We start from the raw sequence: 19,420 nt of genomic DNA on the forward strand, positions 1-19,420 counted from the left end.
TGTCGCTGGCAGCCACTGCCCAGTATCGACCGGCAGGCTACTCACGAAAATAAAGTGGGAATAAGATAAGTTTTCTTCACGGGGAAGTAAAATCCCGGATGGGTCAATCTGCAAAATTTCGCCAGATTTCCTGAATATCTTCCATCAGATAACCGCGATAGAGCAAAAAGCGCTGAATTTTGACTTTTTCGGCAAATACGGTGGGCAGGGGTTCGCCATATTTTCGCTGCGCCTGCTCTTTAGCAAGCTGCGCCCAGTCGATTACGCACTCGCGCATGGCTGACTCTATCGTCTCGCGGGAAATCCCCTTCTGCTTTAGCTCCTGGCGGACGCGCGCCGGGCCGTATCCCTTGCGGCTACGGCTGGCAATAAACTGACGAACAAAGCGTTCGTCGTCCAGGTAGCGGTTCTCAATGCACCATTCAACAACTTTATCGACCTCTTCCGGCGTCACGTTCAGCGCTTCAGGCCCATTTTTACTCATAACCGGCGCGGCCAGTTTGCGCCTTAGCTCTTGTTCGCTGTGGTCGCGCATTGCCAGAATGCGAATCGCGCGATCCAGCAGCCTGGCGTAGTCAGAGCGGCGGGATGAAGTTTCAGTCACGGGCAGCCTCGCTAATCAAAAAAGCAAAAGGGCCGCGTAAGCGGCCCCTTGTTAGTCTGTTCAGACGATATCAGAAATCCTGTTCGGTTTCCGCTTCGCTGTTGCCATCAACCGCGAAGTCCGGCGTGGAGTCCTGATTGCTCAGCAGCAGTTCACGAACTTTCTTCTCGATCTCTTTTGCCGCAGCCGGGTTCTCTTTCAGCCAGGAGATTGCGTTCGCTTTACCCTGACCAATTTTATCGCCGTTGTAGCTGTACCAGGCACCGGCTTTCTCGATCAGCTTCTCTTTCACGCCGAGATCGACCAGCTCGCCATAGAAGTTAATCCCTTCACCGTAGAGGATCTGGAATTCAGCCTGTTTAAACGGCGCGGCGATTTTGTTTTTCACCACTTTAACGCGGGTTTCGCTGCCGACAACGTTATCGCCCTCTTTCACCGCGCCAATACGACGGATGTCCAGACGAACGGAGGCGTAGAACTTCAGCGCGTTACCGCCGGTGGTGGTTTCCGGGTTACCGAACATCACGCCAATTTTCATACGAATCTGGTTGATGAAGATCAGCAGCGTGTTGGACTGCTTCAGGTTGCCCGCCAGTTTACGCATCGCCTGGCTCATCATACGCGCCGCGAGGCCCATGTGAGAGTCGCCGATTTCGCCTTCGATTTCCGCTTTCGGCGTCAGCGCCGCAACGGAGTCGACGACGATAACGTCTACCGCGCCGGAACGCGCCAGCGCGTCACAGATTTCCAGAGCCTGTTCGCCGGTATCCGGCTGGGAGCACAGCAGGTTGTCGATATCGACGCCCAGCTTGCGTGCATAAACCGGGTCCAGCGCGTGTTCCGCATCGATGAACGCACAGGTTTTGCCTTCGCGCTGCGCGGCGGCGATAACCTGCAGCGTCAGCGTAGTTTTACCGGAAGATTCAGGCCCGTAGATCTCGACGATACGGCCCATCGGCAGGCCGCCTGCGCCCAGGGCGATATCAAGGGAAAGCGAGCCGGTGGAGATAGTTTCCACATCCATGGAACGGTCTTCACCCAGGCGCATGATGGAGCCTTTACCGAATTGTTTTTCGATCTGGCCCAGTGCTGCCGCCAACGCTTTCTGTTTGTTTTCGTCGATAGCCATTATTACTCCTCTCATGCCGGGTGTAACCGGGTAGTGAATTCTGTTCTGTTGAAGCAATTATACTGTATAGTCATACAGTATCAAGTGTTTTGTAGAAATTGTTGCCAGAGGAGATTTAGCGCATAGGCCGTGGCCTGGCGGCGTACCGACTCGCGGTCTCCGGCAAAGCATTCGCGCCGGGTCACGCCCTGTCCGCTGGCGCTGGCGACGCCAAACCAGACGGTTCCCACCGGCTTTTCCGCGCTGCCGCCATCCGGTCCGGCAATGCCGCTGACCGAAATGGCATAGTCCGCGCGGGCCGCGCGCAGGGCGCCAATCGCCATCTCCACGACCACCGGTTCACTCACCGCGCCATGCTCAAGCAGCGTCGCTTCGCTGACGCCAATCATCTGCGATTTCGCTTCATTGCTGTAGGTCACAAAACCGCGCTCAAACCATGCCGAACTACCGGCGATATCGGTAAGGGTTTTGGCGACCCAGCCGCCGGTGCAGGACTCCGCCGTGGTCACCGTCGCGCCGCGCGCTTTCAGCGCCTGCCCCACCAGCTCGCTCAGCTGCATTAATTCGGAATCTGTCATTCGTCGCCCCACGTAAGCTGTACAACCAGGCCATCAAAGATAGCACTTCCAGCAGAGATATGGGGATGAGGTAACGAATTTACGAGTCTGCTTCAGAAAAACATCGACCATGTCCGACGACGCATTTTCGGATAGCCGCCAGGGGTCGCCGGTGTCACAATTCACCGCACATATCAGGAAGAGTGAAATAAGAGGTTACCAGGAATGGTCAAAACACCGCTTACCTCAGAGCAGAACGTGAAAAAAATACGCCAGGTGCGCTTGTGCCTGTTTATCTGTGGCGTCGTGTCACTGTTTACCGCGCTACTGAATATATTTACCCGCTCATTCAACCCGCTGTACGAAGGCGTACAGATCCTGCTGGGGGTGGGCTGTATTGTCTTTGGTTTCACATTAACCAAAAAAATCAAAAAGATACTTGAAGAATAATCAGGTCAGATAACCGGCCCGCCGCGGGCCGGCTTCATTTATTTCATACTCGCCGCAATCAGCTCCACGTTGTGACGCAGCATTTTCACGTAGCTGTCCGCCACGCCGCCCGGTTTAGAGAGCGCTTCAGGGTAGAGCTCTCCCCCCGGCTGCGCGCCCGTTGCGCTGGCAATCTGTTTAACCAGTCTTGGATCAAGCTGATTTTCCATAAACCAGGTATGCACCTCGTCGGCTTTAATCTGTTTGATTAAGGCCGCCACCTGCGCCGCGCTGGCTTCACTTTCCGAAGACAATCCCTGCGGCGCGAGGAAGGTCACACCATAGGCGCGGCCAAAATAGCCGAACGCGTCGTGGCTGGTCAGAACCTTACGCTTTGCCTGCGGAATGGCGCTGAACCGATCTTTTGCCCAGCGATCGATCTCATTGAGCTGGCTGATATAGCGCTGACCGGATGCCTCCAGCGCCGACTTATCTTCCGGGTCGGCTTTCACCAGGGCGTTGAGGATATTCTGCGCATACAGCGCACCGTTCGCGGCGCTGTTCCACGCGTGCGGATCGGTTACCGTTGCGCCATCTTCTTCCAGCGTATGGGTTTTTACGCCGTCGGAAGCCACCACCAGCTCGCCTTTAAACCCCGATGCCTTAATCAGCCTGTCCAGCCAGCCTTCCAGCCCCAGGCCGTTCACCACCACCACATCGGCTTTGCTCAGCAGCGCGCTGTCTTTCGGCGAGGGTTCAAAGGTGTGCGGGTCGCCGTCCGGCCCTACCAGCGTATCCACATGCACATGTTCGCCGCCAATCTGCTGCACCATATCGCCTAATACGGAAAAACTACTCACCACGTTTAGGGTTTTCGCCATCACCCCGTGCGATGCCAAACCCAGCGCCAGCGCTAGCCATATCCCGGTACGTTTCATCATATTCCTTACCCCATTAATTTGCGCCAGCCGACAACCAGCCGGCTGCGCGTGCCAAAAAACACCGATATAAAAAAGATGCCGCTGGCGGTCAGCACAATGGCGGGCCCGGCAGGCAGGTTTGCCGCCCACGACAGGCTCAGCCCCATCCACGCGCAAAAACCGCCAATGAGCGCCGCCAGCAGCAGAATGCCCGGCAGCGTCCGCGCCCAGCATCGCGCCGCGACCGCGGGCAGCATCATGACCCCCACCGCCATCAGCGTGCCGAGCACCTGAAACCCGGCCACCAGATTGAGAACCAGCAGGGCGAGGAACAGGCCGTGCAGCAGCGCAGGCAACCTTCGTGCATTGACCTGAAGCCAGACGCTGTCGAAGGCTTCGCTGACCAGGCCGCGATAAAACAGGGCGATGCAGATCAGCGTCAGGCTGGCGACGCCGCTCACAAACAACGCAGAATCGCTGTCCACCGCCAGAATCGAGCCGAACAGCAGATGCAGCAGATCGACGTTAGAGCCGCGCAGCGAGACCAGCGTCACGCCCAGCGCCAGGGAGCCAAGATAAAATCCGGCAAAGCTGGCATCCTCTTTTAAAGGCGTGCGTCGGCTGACCCACCCCGCCACCAGCGCGACCGCAATCCCGGCGATAAAACCGCCGACGGTCATCGCCAGCAGCGACATCCCGTTAAGCAGATAGCCCGCGGCCACACCCGGCAAAATCGCATGCGAGAGCGCATCGCCCATCAGGCTCATGCGGCGTAAAAGCAAGAAGACGCCGAGCATGGTGGTGCTCAGGGACAACGCCAGGCACACCACCAGCGCGCGGCGCATAAAGCCAAATTCGATAAAGGGCTGAATGAAGGTATGCCAGATCATGCCAGCCTCGCGCCGTGAAAGGCGGGCAGCACATCAGGCGTACTGCCCCAGCGGGCGCGCTGCGGCGTCAGCAGCATCGTTTCCGGGAAATAGTCGGCGACCCGCTGGTTATCGTGCAGCACCGCCAGAATCGTCTGCCCCTGCTGATGCATTTCCAGGATCAGCGCCATCAGCTCGCGGCAGGTGGCTTCGTCGATGCCGGTAAACGGTTCGTCGAGCATCACCAGCGGCGCGCGCTGCACCATCACCCGCGCGAACAGCATGCGCTGAAACTGACCGCCGGAGAGCTCCTCAATCGGCGTTTTCGCCATCGTTAACAGCCCCACCCGCTCTATGGCTGCGACGATGCGCTGACGCCCTCCTCCTCCGAGCCCACGCAGCAGCGATACGCACGGCCAGGTCCCCTGGCTGACGACATCCTGCACCGTGAGCGGAAACTGCGACTCCAGCGCATGCCGCTGCGCCAGCCAGCCGATAACCGGCCGTCCGTCGCGCCAGTTCAGGCGGCCGCTGACCGGCGGAATAAATCCGGCCAGCGTCTTTAACAGCGTCGATTTGCCGCAGCCGTTCAGGCCGACGATAGCGGTCATACTCCCCGCTGCAATCGCGCCGCTCAGCGACGGCGTGATCGCCAGCCCTTCATAGCCAGCCACCAGATGATCGAGCTCAATCATGGCAGCGATACCGCCCACCAGGTTGCCAGCCACAGAGCGGCCAGCAGCACGCAGGCCATCCCCAGCCGGGCTATACCTGATGTCATCAATAAGGAAGTCAATGTTAACGCCTCAATAAAATGTTATAACATAACAATATTAAAAGAAGCGCGGAATGTAAATTGGCGTCAACAAAAGGAAATGCTGCAAAATGTTACAGACTCCTCTCCGCACGGAGAGGAGCGCAGAAGGCGGGATTACTGCATGCGGGCCTGAGAAACCGCCAGCCCCAGCTGCCAGACGGCCATCGCGTAATGGGTGCTGTGGTTATAGCGGGTGATGGTGTAGAAGTTCGGCAGGCCGTACCAGTACTGGTAGCCTGTGCCGATATCCAGACGCAGCAGGCTCGCCTGCTGATGGTTACCCAGCGGCTGAGTCGGGGTAAGTCCTGCCGCCGCCAGCTGCGAGACGCTGTATTTGGTTTTGAACCCATTGTTCAGCCCAGGCGCCTGGCCCAGCGCCTGTACCGCCACCAGATCGCCGCTCACCCAGCCGTGCTGCTTGAAGTAATTCGCCACGCTGCCAATCGCATCGACCGGATCCCACAGGTTGATATGCCCGTCGCCGTTAAAGTCCACCGCGTACTGCCTGTAAGAAGAAGGCATAAACTGACCGTAGCCCATCGCGCCGGCGAAGGAGCCTTTCAGATCGAGCGGGTCGTCCTGTTCGCTGCGCGCCATCAGCAGGAACGTTTCCAGCTCGCTGGAGAAGTACTCGGCGCGGCGCGGATAGTTAAACGACAGCGTCGCCAGCGCATCAAGGATGCGGGTTTTCCCCATCACCCGCCCCCAGCGGGTCTCGACGCCAATAATCCCGACGATAATCTCCGGCGGAACGCCGTATACCTGGTACGCGCGGTTGAGCGCATCCTGATACTGGTTCCAGAACGCCACGCCGTTCTGCACGTTATCCGGGGTAATAAACTGCTTTTTGTAGCGCAGCCAGGCGCCGTTTGGCCCTGACGGCGGCAGTCCGGTGGGCGCCTGACGGTCCATCAGACGCAGCACGTAGTCCAGGCGTTTGGCCTGGGAGAGGATTTGATGCAGCTGCTGTCGGTCGAAGCCGTGCTTGCTCACCATTTTATCAATGAACTGTTCCGCCGCCGGGTTATTGGCGAAATCGCCGCTCATCTCCATCACGTTATGCTGCGGCTCGAGTAAAAAACCGCCCGTACCGCCCGCCATTTCCTTTTCCGCAGGAGTTTGAGGTTTGCTGCTGCAGGCAGCGAGGAGAACGCACAGGGGGAGTAAAGCCAGGGAACGACGCTTCAACATGGGACATCCATTTAACAAATCGGCAAGGGGTAATTATGGTAAAGCATGCGCCCGCTCACAAGGAAGCGGCGGCAATGTAAATTCTTTTTTATCGCCTTTTTTCCTCTCGCCCCGTCGGATCCTTCGTTCACTTCAGCCACAATCTTTCAAAATAAAATATTTATCTTTCATTTTGCGATCAATATAACAATTTCAAACCTTTTAAAATGATTAAAATTAGCTGCCAGTTAGCAAGAAAAATAACACGCTGAAGGAGAGAACAATGATTGAAGTCGTTACCCACGGCGCCGAATGGTTTATCGGCCTGTTTCAGAAGGGAGGCGAGGTGTTCACCGGTATGGTCACCGGGATCCTGCCTTTGCTGATCAGTCTGCTGGTGATCATGAACGCGCTGATCAACTTTATTGGTCAGCAGCGGATCGAAAAGCTGGCGCAGCGCTGCGCCGGTAATCCGATCTCCCGCTACCTGCTGCTGCCCTGCATCGGCACCTTCGTTTTCTGTAACCCGATGACCCTGAGCCTTGGGCGCTTTATGCCCGAGAAATACAAACCGAGCTACTACGCGGCGGCCTCCTACAGCTGCCACTCAATGAACGGCCTGTTTCCGCACATCAACCCCGGCGAACTGTTCGTCTATCTGGGGATTGCCAACGGGCTAACCACCCTCGGTCTGCCGTTAGGGCCGCTGGCGGTGAGCTATCTGCTGGTGGGCCTGGTGACGAACTTCTTCCGCGGCTGGGTGACCGACCTGACCACGTCGATTTTTGAGAAAAAAATGGCTATCCAGCTTGAGCAGAAAGTGCATCTGTCAGGAGCGACATCATGACCCGTATTCGCATTGAAAAAGGCGCCGGCGGCTGGGGCGGCCCGCTCGAACTCGACGCCGTTGCCGGTAAAAAGATTGTCTATATCACCGCGGGCACCCGCCCGGCGATCGTCGATAAAATTGCCCGCCTCACCGGCTGGCAGGCGGTCGATGGCTTCAAAGAGGGCGAACCGCCGGAAGCGGAAATCGGCGTGGCGATTATCGACTGCGGCGGCACCCTGCGCTGCGGTATCTACCCGAAGCGCCGCATCCCGACCATTAATATTCACGCGACCGGCAAATCGGGTCCGCTGGCGCAGTACATCGTCGAAGATATTTACGTTTCCGGCGTCAAAGAGGAGAACATTATCGCGCTGGAAGATGGCGACTCCCCGGCCCCGCAGGCCGCGCCTGTTCAGCCGGCGGCCCGCGACTATGACACCAGCAAGAAAATAACCGAGCAGAGCGACGGCCTGCTGGCCAAAGTTGGAATGGGGATGGGTTCGGTCGTGGCGGTGCTGTTCCAGGCCGGTCGCGACACCATCGATACGGTGCTGAAAACCATTCTGCCGTTTATGGCCTTCGTCGCGGCGCTGATCGGCATCATCATGGCCTCCGGCATCGGCGACTGGATTGCCCACGGCCTGGCGCCGCTCGCCAGCCATCCGCTGGGCCTCGTCACCCTGGCGCTGATCTGCTCTTTCCCGCTGCTGTCGCCGTTTCTCGGCCCCGGCGCGGTCATCGCCCAGGTCATCGGCGTGCTGATTGGCGTACAGATTGGCCTTGGCAATATTCCGCCGCACCTCGCCCTGCCCGCGCTGTTCGCCATTAACGCCCAGGCCGCCTGCGACTTTATCCCGGTTGGCCTGTCGCTGGCGGAAGCGCGCCAGGACACCGTGCGCGTCGGCGTACCGTCGGTACTGGTGAGCCGCTTCCTGACCGGCGCGCCAACGGTGCTGATAGCCTGGTTCGTTTCCGGATTTATTTACCAATAAGAGGTTCCTGAAGATGACCGTGATTTACCAGACCACCATTACCCATATCGGCGCCAGCGCGGCGATGGCGCTGGACGAGCAGATGCTGATCACCTTCCGCGAAGGCGCCCCGGCCGATATCGAAGAGTACTGCTTTATTCACAACCACGGCGAGCTGTCCGGCGCGCTGGTGCCGGGTGCGGAGCTGCAGCTTGGCGAGATGCGCTACCCGGTCACCGCCGTCGGCGACGTCGCCGAGCAGAACCTGCGCGAGCTGGGCCATATCACGCTGCGCTTTGACGGTCACCGCGAAGCGGAATTCCCCGGAACCGTACACGTGGCGGGCCCGGAGCCGGAAGGCATCGCCGCCGGCTGCGTACTGAAATTTGTTGCTTAAGCTGTAAGGAGAAAAGTATGAATCAGGTTGCTGTTGTCATCGGTGGGGGACAAACCTTAGGGGAGTTTCTGTGTCGCGGGCTTGCCGCGGAAGGCTATCGCGTGGCGGTGGTCGATATTCAAAGCGATAAAGCGTCCCGCGTCGCGCAGTCAATTAACGCGGAATATGGCGAAGGAACGGCGTGGGGCTTCGGCGCGGACGCCACCAGCGAAGCCAGCGTCGTCGCCCTCGCCCGCGGGGTGGACGACATTTTTTCCCGCGTCGACCTGCTGGTCTATAGCGCCGGGATCGCTAAAGCGGCGTTTATCAGCGATTTCGCACTGGGGGATTTCGACCGCTCGCTGCAGGTGAATCTGGTGGGCTACTTCCTTTGCGCCCGCGAGTTTTCCCGCCTGATGATCCGCGACGGCATTAAAGGACGCATTATTCAGATCAACTCTAAATCCGGCAAAGTGGGCAGCAAGCATAACTCCGGCTATAGCGCGGCGAAGTTCGGCGGCGTGGGGCTGACGCAGTCGCTGGCGCTGGACCTCGCGGAGTACGGGATTACCGTGCACTCCCTGATGCTCGGCAACCTGCTGAAGTCGCCGATGTTCCAGTCTCTCCTGCCGCAGTACGCCACCAAGCTGGGGATCCCGGAGGAGCAGGTCGAGCAGTATTACATCGACAAAGTCCCGCTGAAGCGCGGCTGCGATTACCAGGACGTACTTAACGTGTTGATGTTTTATGCCAGTCCGCAGGCTTCGTACTGCACCGGCCAGTCCATTAACGTCACCGGCGGGCAGGTGATGTTTTAAAACAGGATTCCCGGATTGCGCTGCGCTTACCCGGGCTACAAAACCGGCAACCCGCGCCGGTCCGTAGCCCGGGTAAGGCGCACGCGCCGCGACCCGGGTCTTCCCTACACCACACTTTATGGAGACTTTTATGGTTACCGTACTTATCACCGTCGCCGCCATCGCCTGGATAACCCAGCTCGCCTTTGGCGGCTGGCAAATCCGGCAGTTCAATCGCGCGTTCGACCGGTTGTGCCAGCAGGGCCGCGTCGGCGTGGGCCGTTCCTCGGGGCGGTTCAAGCCGCGGGCCGTCGTCGCCATTGCCGTCGACGAAGACGACCGCATCTGCGATACGCTGTTAATGAAAGGCCTCACCGTCTTCGCCAGGCCGCAAAAAATTCCCGCCCTCACCGGTAAGCATCTCAAGGAATTGCAGCCTGATGTGATCTTTCCCAATGATCCGCTCTGTCAGAATGCACTATCATTAGCGCTTAATCCGAAACATGGATAATTTCGTTGTGAACGTTAATATCTTGCGAAATTATCATTTCGAAACTTTAAACGCAGGATACAACGCCTATGAAACCACGTCAGCGCCAGGCAGCCATTCTCGAGCACCTGCAAACGCAGGGTAAATGCTCGGTCGAAGAGCTGGCGCAACACTTCGACACCACCGGCACCACCATCCGTAAGGATCTGGTGATCCTTGAGAATGCCGGTACCGTTATCCGCACTTACGGCGGCGTGGTGTTAAATAAAGACGAGGCCGATCCGCCCATCGACCACAAAACGCTGATCAACACCCATAAAAAAGAGCGGATTGCCGAAGCCGCGGTCAGCTTTATTCACGATGGCGACTCGATCATTCTTGATGCCGGCAGTACGGTGCTGCAAATGGTGCCGATGCTCAGCCGCTTCAACAACATCACCGTGATGACCAACAGCCTGCATATCGTCAACGCCCTCTCCGAACTGGATAATGAACAAACCATCCTGATGCCGGGCGGCACGTTTCGCAAAAAATCGGCCTCTTTTCACGGCCAACTGGCGGAAAATGCCTTCGAACAATTCAGCTTCGACCGCCTGTTTATGGGCACCGACGGCATTGATTTAATCGCCGGCGTCACCACCTTTAATGAGGTTTATACGGTTAGCAAAGCGATGTGCAATGCCGCCCGCGAAGTTATCCTGATGGCTGACTCGTCAAAGTTTGGCCGCAAAAGTCCCAATATCGTCTGCGGCCTCGAGAGCGTGGACAAACTGATTACCGATGCCGATATCAGCCCGGAATTTAAGCGGGCGCTGGAAGACAAAGGCATCGAAGTCATTATTACTGGAGAACATCATGAGTAACTTTCTGTTAGAAGCCGGACGCCAGACCCTAATGCTGGAGCTTCAGGAGGCGAGCCGCCTGCCTGAACGCCTGGGCGACGACTTCATCCGCGCAGCGGAAACCATCATCCACTGCGAGGGCAAACTGGTGGTCTCCGGTATCGGCAAATCGGGCCATATCGGTAAAAAGCTGGCCGCCACCTTCGCCAGCACCGGCACCCCGGCATTTTTCGTCCACCCGGCGGAAGCGCTGCACGGCGATCTCGGAATGCTCGACAGCCGCGACGTGATGCTGTTTATCTCCTACTCCGGCAGCGCCAAAGAGCTGGATCTTATCGTCCCGCGCCTGGAGGAAAAATCCATTCCGCTGCTGGCGATGACCGGTAAATCCACTTCGCCGCTGGCGCTGGCGGCTAAAGCGGTGCTTGATATTGCCGTAGAGCGTGAAGCCTGTCCGATGCACCTCGCGCCGACCTCCAGTACCGTCAATACCCTGATGCTCGGCGACGCGCTGGCCATGGCGGTGATGCAGGCCCGCGGCTTTAACGAAGAAGATTTCGCCCGTTCGCACCCGGCCGGCGCGCTGGGCGCGCGGCTGCTGAACAAAGTTCACCATCTGATGCGCCGCGACGGCGACGTGCCGCGCGTCGCCAACGACACCAGCGTGATGGACGCGATGCTCGAACTCAGCCGCACCGGCCTGGGGTTGGTGGCAGTCTGCGATGAACGTAATCACGTGCAGGGCGTGTTTACCGACGGCGACCTGCGCCGCTGGCTGGTGGGCGGCGGCAGCTTACAGGATATCGTCAGCCAGGCGATGACCCGCAACGGCGTTACTCTGCAGGCGGAAAGCCGCGCGATAGAAGCCAAAGAGCGCCTGATGAAGCACAAAATCAGCGCCGCTCCGGTGGTGGATGAAAACGGCCAACTGGTCGGCGCGATTAACCTGCAGAATTTTTATCAGGCCGGGATCCTTTAAGCCCCAGACGCTTCGCCAGCCGGTGCAGGTTGGCGACATCGAGCCCCAGCGCGCGGGCGGCGCCGGCCCAGCTGCGGCCATTAGCCGCCAGCGCGCTGGCTATCGCTTCGCGCTGGAACGCCTCCGTCGCCTCGCGCAGGCTCACCGCTTCCGCCGCCGGATGCGGACTGACGCTCGGCAAGACCGGCGCTTCCCCGGCCAGTTGAAAGTGCTGCGGCTCCAGCGCGATGTCATTACCCGCCTGCGTCGCCCGCGCCAGCACCACCGCCCGATGAATAGCGTGCTCCAGCTCGCGCACGTTGCCCGGCCATGGCCAGGCCAGCAGTCTGGCCCGCGTCGCCTCGCTTAAAATCACCTGCGCCAGCCCCATGCGTAAACGACACTGTTCGCAGAAATAACCAGCCAGCAGCACCACGTCATTTTCCCGTTCGCGCAGCGCCGGAACCGACAGCGGAAACACGCTCAGACGATGATACAGGTCGGCGCGAAAACGCCCCTCCACTACCTCCTGACGCAGGTCGCGGTTGGTGGCCGCCAGCACCCGCACATCAACCCGCAGGCTGCGATCGTCGCCGACGCGCTGAATATCGCCATACTGCAGCACCCGCAGCAGCTTGGCCTGCAGCGCCAGCGAAAGCTCGCCGATTTCATCGAGGAACAGCGTCCCGTTGTCCGCCATTTCAAATTTGCCGCTGCGGTTGCTGATCGCCCCGGTAAACGCCCCTTTGACGTGGCCAAACAGCTCGCTCTCCGCCACGCTCTCCGGCAGGGCCGCGCAGTTGAGATAGACCAGCGGATTGGCCGCTCGTGGCGATCCCTGATGTACCGCTTTCGCCACCAGCTCTTTGCCGGTGCCGGTCTCGCCGCTAATCAGCACGTTTAAGTCGGAAGCCGCGACGATGTCGATCTCCTTCTTCAGCTGCAGCATCGGCGCCGACAGGCCAATGATCTCCTGACGTTCGGCCGGCGGGTAAACGATAGCCTGCTCCGGCAGCACGTTTTGGTTCTCCAGCCGGGCGATCAGCAGCGCGTTATTGAGCGCCCCGGCCACCAGGGCGGCAATCAGGCGCAGCTCCTCGTCGCTGAAGCTGTCAAAACGGTCCGCATCCATGCCGTCGAGGGTGAGCGCGCCAATCAGGGTTTGCCCGGCAAACAGCGGCAGGCCGACGCAGGCGTGTACCTTCAGGCTCTCCTGACCGGGGATCAGGCCATCGTAAGGGTCCGGTAGATCGCTGTCCGCCGGGAAACGCACCACGTCCCCCGCGCGGGCAATCGCCTCCAGCCGCGGGTGGCCTTCAAGGGCAAAGCGCCTGCCAAGCACGTCCTGGGCCAGGCCATCAATCGCCAGCGGCACAAACTGGTGCGCTTCGTAGCGCAGCAGCGCCGAAGCATCACAGCCAAGTATCTGCCGCAGGGTGGTAATCAGCCGCGAAAAACGGTCGGCGTGGCCGAGATCGCTTTGTAAATCAATGGCTATTTTCGCCAGGGCCTCGACGGAGAAACTCATTGTCGCCTCATAGTCATTCTGACAACCCACATAGTCATATCGACTATTTTAACCATTGTCATTTTGACATCAACAGATTTAACAAAAAACATAAAAAACTTTAAATTCAATTAGTTAAAAATTTGGCACGCAACTTGATATAAGCAAAACATCTTATTTGAACACTGCTGAATTAATTGAGGTTGCTATGTCTATTCTGGTAAAAAATAACATTCATTGGGTTGGCCAGCGCGACTGGGAAGTGCGTGATTTCCACGGGACGGAATACAAAACGCTGCGCGGCAGCAGCTACAACAGCTATCTCCTCCGCGAAGAAAAAAATGTGCTGATCGATACCGTCGATCATAAATTCAGCCGCGAATTCGTGCAGAACCTGCGCGGCGAAATCGATCTCGCCGATATCGATTACATCATTATTAACCATGCGGAAGAGGACCATGCCGGCGCGCTGACCGAACTGATGACGCAGATCCCGGACACCCCGATTTACTGTACCGCCAACGCCATCGACTCTATCAACGGACACCATCATCACCCGGAGTGGAATTTTAAGGTGGTGAAAACCGGCGACAGCCTGGATATCGGCAACGGCAAACAGCTGATTTTCGTGGAAACCCCGATGTTGCACTGGCCGGATAGCATGATGACCTATATGACCGGCGACGCGGTGCTGTTCAGCAATGACGCCTTCGGCCAGCACTACTGCGATGAGCATCTGTTTAATGATGAAGTTGATCAGATTGAACTTTATGAGCAGTGCCAGCGCTACTATGCCAACATTCTGACTCCGTTCAGCCGCCTGGTGACGCCGAAAATTACCGAAATCCTCGGCTTTAATCTGCCGGTGGATATGATTGCGACCTCCCATGGCGTGGTCTGGCGCGATAACCCGACGCAGATCGTCGAAAAATATCTCGAGTGGGCGGCGGATTATCAGGAAGACCGCATCACCATTTTCTACGACACCATGTCCAACAACACCCGCATGATGGCTGACGCGATAGCCCAGGGCATTACCGACGTGGATCCGCGCGTGGCGGTGAAAATTTTCAATGTCGCCCGCAGCGATAAAAATGAAATCCTGACTAACGTGTTCCGCTCGAAGGGCGTGCTGGTCGGCACCTCAACCATGAATAACGTAATGATGCCGAAAATCGCCGGGCTGGTGGAGGAGATGACCGGCCTGCGTTTCCGTAACAAGCGCGCCAGCGCCTTTGGCTCCCACGGCTGGAGCGGCGGTGCGGTTGACCGCCTGTCCACGCGTTTACAGGATGCGGGCTTTGAAATGTCCCTGAGCCTGAAGGCCAAATGGCGCCCGGATCTCGACGCGCTGGAAGTGTGCCGCGAGCACGGCCGCGAAATCGCCCGCCAGTGGGCCCTCTCCCCGCTGCCGGCGAGCCCGGCTAAACACGCCGCGCCTGTGGCAACGCCTTGCGCCGCGCCAGCGGCAGCCGATCTCGGCCCGAAAATGCAGTGCAGCGTTTGCCAGTGGATTTACGACCCCGAACAGGGCGAACCGAACCAGGACGTCCAGCCGGGTACGCCGTGGAGCGAAGTCCCGGATAACTTCCTCTGCCCTGAGTGTTCGCTGGGTAAAGATGTGTTTGACGTTCTGGCATCGGAGGCAAAATGAGTGATGGCATCGTCATCATCGGCTCGGGCTTCGCGGCCCGTCAGCTGGTGAAAAATATTCGCAAGCAGGACCCGAATATCCCGCTGACCCTGATCGCCGCCGACAGCATGGATGAGTACAACAAACCGGATCTCAGCCATGTGGTCAGCCGCGGGCAGAACGCCGACGACCTGACCCTGCAAACGGCGGGCGAGTTTGCCGAGCAGTACAATCTGCGCCTGTTTCCGCATACCTGGGTCAGCGATATCGACGCCGATAATCAGGTTGTGAAGAGCCAGGACCGCGAGTGGCGCTATGACAAACTGGTGCTGGCCACCGGCGCAACGCCGTTTATCCCACCGGTGCCGGGCCGCGAGCTGATGCTGACCCTCAACAGCCAGCGGGAATACGGTGCGGCGCAAAGCCAGCTGCGCGATGCAAAAAGAGTGCTGATCGTCGGCGGCGGGCTGATTGGCTGCGAGCTGGCGATGGATTTCTGCCGCGCCGGCAAAGCGGTGACGGTGGTGGATAACTCCGCCAGCGTACTGTCGGCCCTGATGCCGCCCGAGGCCAGCAGCCGACTGCAGCATCGTCTGACCGACATGGGCGTGCATCTGATGCTGAAGTCCCAGCTGGAAAGCCTGGCGCAGAGCGCCGACGGGATTCGCGTCACTCTTGACCGCCAGCGTACGGTGACGGTGGATGCGGTGGTCGCCGCCGCCGGTTTACGCCCGGAAACGGCGCTGGCGCGGCATGCGGGTCTGAAAACTCACCGTGGCGTGGTAGTGAACAGCCAGCTGCAAACCAGCCATCCGGCGATTTACGCCCTCGGCGATTGCGCGGAAATCAACGGTATGGTCCTGCCTTTTCTGCAGCCGATTCTGCTGAGCGCCATGTGCCTGGGTAAAAATCTGCTGGCTCAGCAGGGGGAACTGAAGCTGCCGCCGATGCTGGTGAAGGTTAAAACGCCGGATTTACCGCTGCACCTGGCGGGCGATACCCGACGCGAGGATCTGACGTGGAATATCGTTGCCGCCAAAGACGGCTTGGTCGCGAAAGGCGTTGACGCCGAAAACCAGCTGCGCGCTTTTGTGGTCAGCGAGGATCGCATGAAAGATGCTTTTGCCCTGCTCAAACAGCTGGTGAGTTAACCGGGAGGATATGACGTTATTCCCGGGTCGCGGCGTAAACGCCTAACCCGGGCTACCCAACGGCAAGGCGCTCGGGTTTGGTAGCCCGGCTAAGCGTAGCGCGAGCCGGGAAAATGCCCAACCTACCGCGCCAGGTTATCGTATCCGCGCCAGCGGTAGTTGAGCACCGACAGCACCCAGCAGGCCACGAACAGCCCGACCACCACAAAACCGGCCTCGCCGAGATGGTCGTTCAATGTGCCGACCCAGCGCCAGACGCCTCCGCTGAGGGAGAACTTATCCATCAACAGCCCCAGCGCTTCCAGACCGCCGATAAATAGCGCCACCACCACCGAGGTGCCGGTAATGGTCATATTGTAATAGAGCTTACGCTGCGGCTTACTGAACGCCCAGCCGTAGGCGCCGACCATCAGCACGTTGTCGAGCGTATCCACCAGCGCCATCCCGCTAGCGAACAGCGCCGGAAAAATCATAATCGACCAAATCGACATCCCGCTCGACGCGCTGGCCGCCGAAATCCCCAGCACGCCGATTTCCGTCGCCGTATCAAAGCCGAGGCCAAACAGAAAGCCCACCAGATACATCTGCCAGCTGCGGCTAATCAGGCAGAAGGTTTTACCGAACAGCCAGCTCATCATGCCGCCGCCGGTCATGACCTCATCGCTCACCTTTTCGCCCTGCTTCCACGCCCGAAAGCTGCGCCAGACGCTGCGCAAAATAACCAGGTTGATAAAGGCCATCACCAGCAGGAACAGCGCCGATACGGCGGTACCGATAACGCTGCCGGTCTCGTGAAACCAGCTCATCTGCTGACCAAACGCGGTGGCGGTCGCGGCAATCGCCGCCGACGCCAGCACCACAATCGACGAATGACCCAGCGAGAACCACGCGCCAACGGCAAAAGGTCGCTTCCCCTGCTGCATCATTTTGCGGGTCACGTTGTCGATCGCCGCGATATGGTCGGCGTCCACCGCGTGGCGCAGACCGTAACCCCAGGCCAGCAGGCTGGCGGCCATCAGCGCGCCGCTACCGCCGAACGCCGCAAATGCCCAGCCCCAGGCCAGCAAATTGGCGGCAATCAATGCCAGCACCAGCGCCGCTGCGCGCGGCTGCTGACGCAAAATCGTCACTATCATATCGGTGTCCTTTAAGCCTGCAGGCGGGCCGCAGCGATAACCGCCTGACCGAGGGCAATCGCGCCATCGCCTGCGGGCAGCTGCTGCGGAAAGAGCAGAGTAAAATCGGCCAGATAAAAGGTCAATCGCGCCGTCAGCAGGCGGTTGTGCAGTACCCCGCCGCCGAAGGCCAGCGTGTGAATATTCCGTGCGTTCGCGCAATCGCGCATCATGGCCGCCAGCCCGCGGGCCAGCGCATCATGAAAGGCCCAGGCTTTTTGCGCCGGGCTCGCCTGCCAGCTCAGCCACCGCTGCCAGAACGTCGCCAGATCCAGTTTTCCATCGCGCCACGGCAGCATCGCCGGATGATCAATCCCTTCGCAGGTCGCCGCCAGCGCTTCCAGACGGCACGCCGCTTCCCCTTCATAGCTCAGGGTGAGCGGGGCGCAGCCCAACGCGCAGGCGACGGCGTCAAACAGACGCCCGCACGACGATGCCTGCGGCGCATTAATACCGCGCTCGATTGCCCGCGCCAGCAGCGGCCAGCTTTGCTGGCGTAGTGCGGCGGTGTCGGCATAATTCTGCCATTCAGGGACGAACGCCAGGCAGTGGGCGAGCAGATTGCGCCACGGCTGACGCGCCGCGAGGTCGCCGCCCGGCAGCGCCACCGCCGGCAGACCGCCGAGATGCTCGCACTCGCGATAGTTGACCCGCAGGCACTCGCCGCCCCACAGCTCACCGTTTTCCCCCATCCCGATACCGTCGAGCGTCAGGGCAATCACGTCGCCGCCCTCCAGCGGCCAGCGGTGCTCGGCCAGGCAGGCGGCAGCGTGGGCATGATGATGCAACACGCGCTCCACCGGCAGCGCCAGCGACGCCGCCCACCGCGAAGCGCGGTAGCCGGGATGGGCGTCGGCAACCACCCGCTGCGGGGTAAAAGCGTAAATCTCCTGCATCAGACGCAGCGCTTGCCGCCACTGCGCCTCGACGCCCTCCTCGTCGAGATCGCCAAAATGCTGGCTGAGCACCGCTTCATCGCCGCGCAGCAGGCAGAATGTATTTTTCATATCCGCGCCGAGAGCCAGCAGCGGCGGTACGTCGTGGAAACCCGGCGGCAGCGCCAGCGCGTCCGGCACGTAGCCGCGGGCGCGGCGCAGCATCTCGCCGCTTTGCCGCACCACGGAATCGTCCATCCGCTGCACAATCTCACGATTATGCAGCAGAAAACCGTCGGCAATTCCGGCTAAATCCGCCAGCGCCCCGGCGTTGGTTAACGCCGGCGGGCGGCCGCTGAGGTTGCCGGAGGTCATCACTAATGGGCGCGCCAGCGCCTGCGAAAGTAAATGCTGCAGTGGATTAGATGGCAGCATCCCCCCTACTTCCGCAAGCCCTGGCGCAATCTGGTCGCACAGGCCGGCCACCTGCGTTTTCTCCAGCAACACGATCGGCGCGGCGGGAGAGGTCAGCAGCGTCAGCGCCGGTTTGCTGAGCCCCGCCGTTGTCGCCAGCATCACCGCCAGCGGTTTCGCCGGGCGATGCTTGCGCGCCCGCAGCTTCGCGACGGCCTCAGGGTTTCCGGCATCGCACAGCAGATGGAAACCGCCCAACCCCTTCACCGCCACAATATCGCCCGCCAGCAGGAGAGCCGTCGCCGCTTCAAGAGCCGCCTCGCCAAATAAATGCCCCTGCGGGCCGCGCCATTCCAGCTGCGGGCCGCACTCGGCGCAGGCTACCGGCTGCGCGTGAAAGCGGCGATCGGCAGGATCGCCATATTCCGTCGCACAGGCGGAGCAAAGAGGAAACGGCAACATAGAGGTCAGTGGGCGGTCGTAGGGCATAGCGCGAATAATGGTAAAGCGCGGCCCGCAGTGGGTGCAGTTGATAAACGGATAGCGGTAGCGGCGTTCTCGCGGGTTGTTCATCTCAGCCAGGCATGCCGGGCAGGTAGCGGCATCGGGCACAATCTGCGTGCGCATGCTTCCGACTCCGCTTTGGCGAATGGTAAAGCCCGGCGGCTCGGCGGCCCAGACGAATGACGCGGCCGCCGCGCTGTCGATACGCGCCAGCGGTGGGCAACGCTGGGTTAACGCGCTGAGAAAGGCCGCATCATCGCCGACAAGGCGCACCAGTACGCCGTCGCCGTCGTTACACACGTCGCCGCGCAGCCCCAGCTGCTGCGCCAGCTGCCAGACGAAGGGGCGGAATCCCACCCCCTGCACTTTACCGCGAATGCGGATTTGCACCCCGTTCATTGCG

Annotated in this window: 20 protein-coding genes; 10 read left to right on the forward strand and 10 right to left on the reverse strand. The window is 59.7% G+C overall.

Annotated elements, in window-relative coordinates; all coding sequences use genetic code 11:
* Positions 1–103: 103 nt before the first annotated feature.
* The 3 genes from recX to pncC form a co-directional block, all read right to left on the reverse strand.
* Complete coding sequence (gene recX, locus IYV58_RS21335; protein ID WP_004124002.1) at positions 104–604, reverse strand: recombination regulator RecX; 501 nt, start codon at positions 602–604, stop codon at positions 104–106.
* 70 nt (positions 605–674) lie between these two features.
* A complete protein-coding gene (gene recA / locus IYV58_RS21340; RefSeq protein WP_004124003.1) occupies positions 675–1,733 on the reverse strand; it encodes a recombinase RecA in 1,059 nt (352 codons plus the stop codon).
* A gap of 80 nt (positions 1,734–1,813) precedes the next feature.
* The gene (pncC, locus tag IYV58_RS21345) at positions 1,814–2,311 is read right to left on the reverse strand and encodes a nicotinamide-nucleotide amidase (protein ID WP_004124005.1); all 498 of its coding nucleotides are present in this window, start codon (positions 2,309–2,311) and stop codon (positions 1,814–1,816) included.
* A 204-nt stretch (positions 2,312–2,515) separates the two neighbouring features.
* On the opposite strand from pncC, the gene IYV58_RS21350 reads away from it, so the two are divergent.
* Positions 2,516–2,740, forward strand: a complete 225-nt coding sequence (locus IYV58_RS21350) for a hypothetical protein (protein ID WP_004124007.1) — start codon at positions 2,516–2,518, stop codon at positions 2,738–2,740.
* 38 nt (positions 2,741–2,778) lie between these two features.
* Here IYV58_RS21350 and IYV58_RS21355 read toward each other — a convergent pair whose 3' ends face one another.
* The 4 genes from IYV58_RS21355 to mltB all read right to left on the reverse strand — a co-directional run bounded on the left by IYV58_RS21355 (position 2,779) and on the right by mltB (position 6,516).
* Positions 2,779–3,657 (reverse strand): metal ABC transporter substrate-binding protein, encoded by an 879-nt coding sequence (locus tag IYV58_RS21355; protein ID WP_004124008.1) that lies wholly within the window; start codon positions 3,655–3,657, stop codon positions 2,779–2,781.
* 8 nt (positions 3,658–3,665) lie between these two features.
* Entirely contained in the window at positions 3,666–4,529 is an 864-nt protein-coding gene (locus IYV58_RS21360) for a metal ABC transporter permease (protein WP_004124010.1), read from the reverse strand.
* Positions 4,526–5,236, reverse strand: coding sequence for a metal ABC transporter ATP-binding protein (locus tag IYV58_RS21365; protein ID WP_162626111.1), 711 nt, complete (start codon positions 5,234–5,236; stop codon positions 4,526–4,528). Before IYV58_RS21365 ends, IYV58_RS21360 begins: the two co-directional genes overlap by 4 nt.
* A 203-nt stretch (positions 5,237–5,439) precedes the next feature.
* On the reverse strand, positions 5,440–6,516 hold the full coding sequence (mltB, locus tag IYV58_RS21370; protein WP_009651581.1) for a lytic murein transglycosylase B: 1,077 nt from the start codon (positions 6,514–6,516) through the stop codon (positions 5,440–5,442).
* A 262-nt stretch (positions 6,517–6,778) separates the two neighbouring features.
* Here mltB and srlA point away from each other — a divergent pair, with 262 nt between their 5' ends.
* From srlA to gutQ, 7 genes are all read left to right on the forward strand, one after another.
* Positions 6,779–7,342, forward strand: coding sequence for a PTS glucitol/sorbitol transporter subunit IIC (gene srlA, locus IYV58_RS21375; protein WP_004104818.1), 564 nt, complete (start codon positions 6,779–6,781; stop codon positions 7,340–7,342).
* Positions 7,339–8,316 (forward strand): PTS glucitol/sorbitol transporter subunit IIB, encoded by a 978-nt coding sequence (locus tag IYV58_RS21380; protein WP_004124020.1) that lies wholly within the window; start codon positions 7,339–7,341, stop codon positions 8,314–8,316. Before srlA ends, IYV58_RS21380 begins: the two co-directional genes overlap by 4 nt.
* 13 nt (positions 8,317–8,329) lie before the next feature.
* On the forward strand, positions 8,330–8,692 hold the full coding sequence (gene srlB, locus IYV58_RS21385; RefSeq protein ID WP_195729247.1) for a PTS glucitol/sorbitol transporter subunit IIA: 363 nt from the start codon (positions 8,330–8,332) through the stop codon (positions 8,690–8,692).
* Positions 8,693–8,709: 17 nt separating this feature from the next.
* Positions 8,710–9,489: a sorbitol-6-phosphate dehydrogenase gene (gene srlD, locus IYV58_RS21390; RefSeq protein WP_004124038.1), complete on the forward strand. Its 780-nt coding sequence runs from the start codon at positions 8,710–8,712 to the stop codon at positions 9,487–9,489.
* 130 nt (positions 9,490–9,619) lie between these two features.
* Positions 9,620–9,979 carry a transcriptional regulator GutM gene (gene gutM, locus IYV58_RS21395; RefSeq protein ID WP_004124041.1) on the forward strand — a complete coding sequence of 120 codons (360 nt, stop codon included), beginning with the start codon at positions 9,620–9,622 and terminating at the stop codon, positions 9,977–9,979.
* A 68-nt stretch (positions 9,980–10,047) separates the two neighbouring features.
* Complete coding sequence (gene srlR, locus IYV58_RS21400) at positions 10,048–10,821, forward strand: glucitol operon DNA-binding transcriptional repressor SrlR (protein WP_004124044.1); 774 nt, start codon at positions 10,048–10,050, stop codon at positions 10,819–10,821.
* Entirely contained in the window at positions 10,814–11,779 is a 966-nt protein-coding gene (gene gutQ, locus IYV58_RS21405) for an arabinose-5-phosphate isomerase GutQ (protein ID WP_004104827.1), read from the forward strand. The genes srlR and gutQ overlap by 8 nt, the downstream gene beginning before the upstream one ends.
* Here the strand turns inward: gutQ and norR are convergent.
* On the reverse strand, positions 11,742–13,286 hold the full coding sequence (gene norR, locus IYV58_RS21410) for a nitric oxide reductase transcriptional regulator NorR (RefSeq protein ID WP_057173199.1): 1,545 nt from the start codon (positions 13,284–13,286) through the stop codon (positions 11,742–11,744). The two genes, gutQ and norR, sit on opposite strands and share 38 nt — an antisense overlap.
* A 187-nt stretch (positions 13,287–13,473) precedes the next feature.
* Between norR and norV the strand changes: the two genes are divergently transcribed.
* Complete coding sequence (gene norV, locus IYV58_RS21415; protein ID WP_004124052.1) at positions 13,474–14,919, forward strand: anaerobic nitric oxide reductase flavorubredoxin; 1,446 nt, start codon at positions 13,474–13,476, stop codon at positions 14,917–14,919.
* A complete protein-coding gene (norW, locus tag IYV58_RS21420) occupies positions 14,916–16,049 on the forward strand; it encodes an NADH:flavorubredoxin reductase NorW (protein WP_004124056.1) in 1,134 nt (377 codons plus the stop codon). The genes norV and norW overlap by 4 nt, the downstream gene beginning before the upstream one ends.
* 122 nt (positions 16,050–16,171) lie before the next feature.
* Here norW and IYV58_RS21425 read toward each other — a convergent pair whose 3' ends face one another.
* Both IYV58_RS21425 and hypF read right to left on the reverse strand, forming a co-directional pair.
* Positions 16,172–17,185, reverse strand: coding sequence for a HoxN/HupN/NixA family nickel/cobalt transporter (locus IYV58_RS21425; protein WP_195729248.1), 1,014 nt, complete (start codon positions 17,183–17,185; stop codon positions 16,172–16,174).
* Positions 17,186–17,196: 11 nt separating this feature from the next.
* Positions 17,197–19,416 carry a carbamoyltransferase HypF gene (gene hypF, locus IYV58_RS21430; protein WP_142445173.1) on the reverse strand — a complete coding sequence of 740 codons (2,220 nt, stop codon included), beginning with the start codon at positions 19,414–19,416 and terminating at the stop codon, positions 17,197–17,199.
* Positions 19,417–19,420 lie beyond the last annotated feature (4 nt).

Origin of the sequence: Klebsiella sp. BDA134-6, assembly GCF_015601345.1 — a bacterium.
GTDB classification, from domain to species: Bacteria; Pseudomonadota; Gammaproteobacteria; order Enterobacterales; family Enterobacteriaceae; genus Klebsiella; species Klebsiella grimontii.

Coding starts and splice junctions, on each gene's coding strand:
- hypF (WP_142445173.1), bottom strand. CDS start 19,416: ATGAACGGGGTGCAAATCCGCATTCGCGGTAAAGTGCAGGGGGTGGGA.
- norW (WP_004124056.1), top strand. CDS start 14,916: ATGAGTGATGGCATCGTCATCATCGGCTCGGGCTTCGCGGCCCGTCAG.
- gutM (WP_004124041.1), top strand. CDS start 9,620: ATGGTTACCGTACTTATCACCGTCGCCGCCATCGCCTGGATAACCCAG.
- IYV58_RS21360 (WP_004124010.1), bottom strand. CDS start 4,529: ATGATCTGGCATACCTTCATTCAGCCCTTTATCGAATTTGGCTTTATG.
- gutQ (WP_004104827.1), top strand. CDS start 10,814: ATGAGTAACTTTCTGTTAGAAGCCGGACGCCAGACCCTAATGCTGGAG.
- srlA (WP_004104818.1), top strand. CDS start 6,779: ATGATTGAAGTCGTTACCCACGGCGCCGAATGGTTTATCGGCCTGTTT.
- IYV58_RS21350 (WP_004124007.1), top strand. CDS start 2,516: ATGGTCAAAACACCGCTTACCTCAGAGCAGAACGTGAAAAAAATACGC.
- IYV58_RS21380 (WP_004124020.1), top strand. CDS start 7,339: ATGACCCGTATTCGCATTGAAAAAGGCGCCGGCGGCTGGGGCGGCCCG.
- IYV58_RS21355 (WP_004124008.1), bottom strand. CDS start 3,657: ATGAAACGTACCGGGATATGGCTAGCGCTGGCGCTGGGTTTGGCATCG.
- srlB (WP_195729247.1), top strand. CDS start 8,330: ATGACCGTGATTTACCAGACCACCATTACCCATATCGGCGCCAGCGCG.
- srlR (WP_004124044.1), top strand. CDS start 10,048: ATGAAACCACGTCAGCGCCAGGCAGCCATTCTCGAGCACCTGCAAACG.
- recA (WP_004124003.1), bottom strand. CDS start 1,733: ATGGCTATCGACGAAAACAAACAGAAAGCGTTGGCGGCAGCACTGGGC.
- pncC (WP_004124005.1), bottom strand. CDS start 2,311: ATGACAGATTCCGAATTAATGCAGCTGAGCGAGCTGGTGGGGCAGGCG.
- srlD (WP_004124038.1), top strand. CDS start 8,710: ATGAATCAGGTTGCTGTTGTCATCGGTGGGGGACAAACCTTAGGGGAG.
- norV (WP_004124052.1), top strand. CDS start 13,474: ATGTCTATTCTGGTAAAAAATAACATTCATTGGGTTGGCCAGCGCGAC.
- norR (WP_057173199.1), bottom strand. CDS start 13,286: ATGAGTTTCTCCGTCGAGGCCCTGGCGAAAATAGCCATTGATTTACAA.
- IYV58_RS21425 (WP_195729248.1), bottom strand. CDS start 17,185: ATGATAGTGACGATTTTGCGTCAGCAGCCGCGCGCAGCGGCGCTGGTG.
- mltB (WP_009651581.1), bottom strand. CDS start 6,516: ATGTTGAAGCGTCGTTCCCTGGCTTTACTCCCCCTGTGCGTTCTCCTC.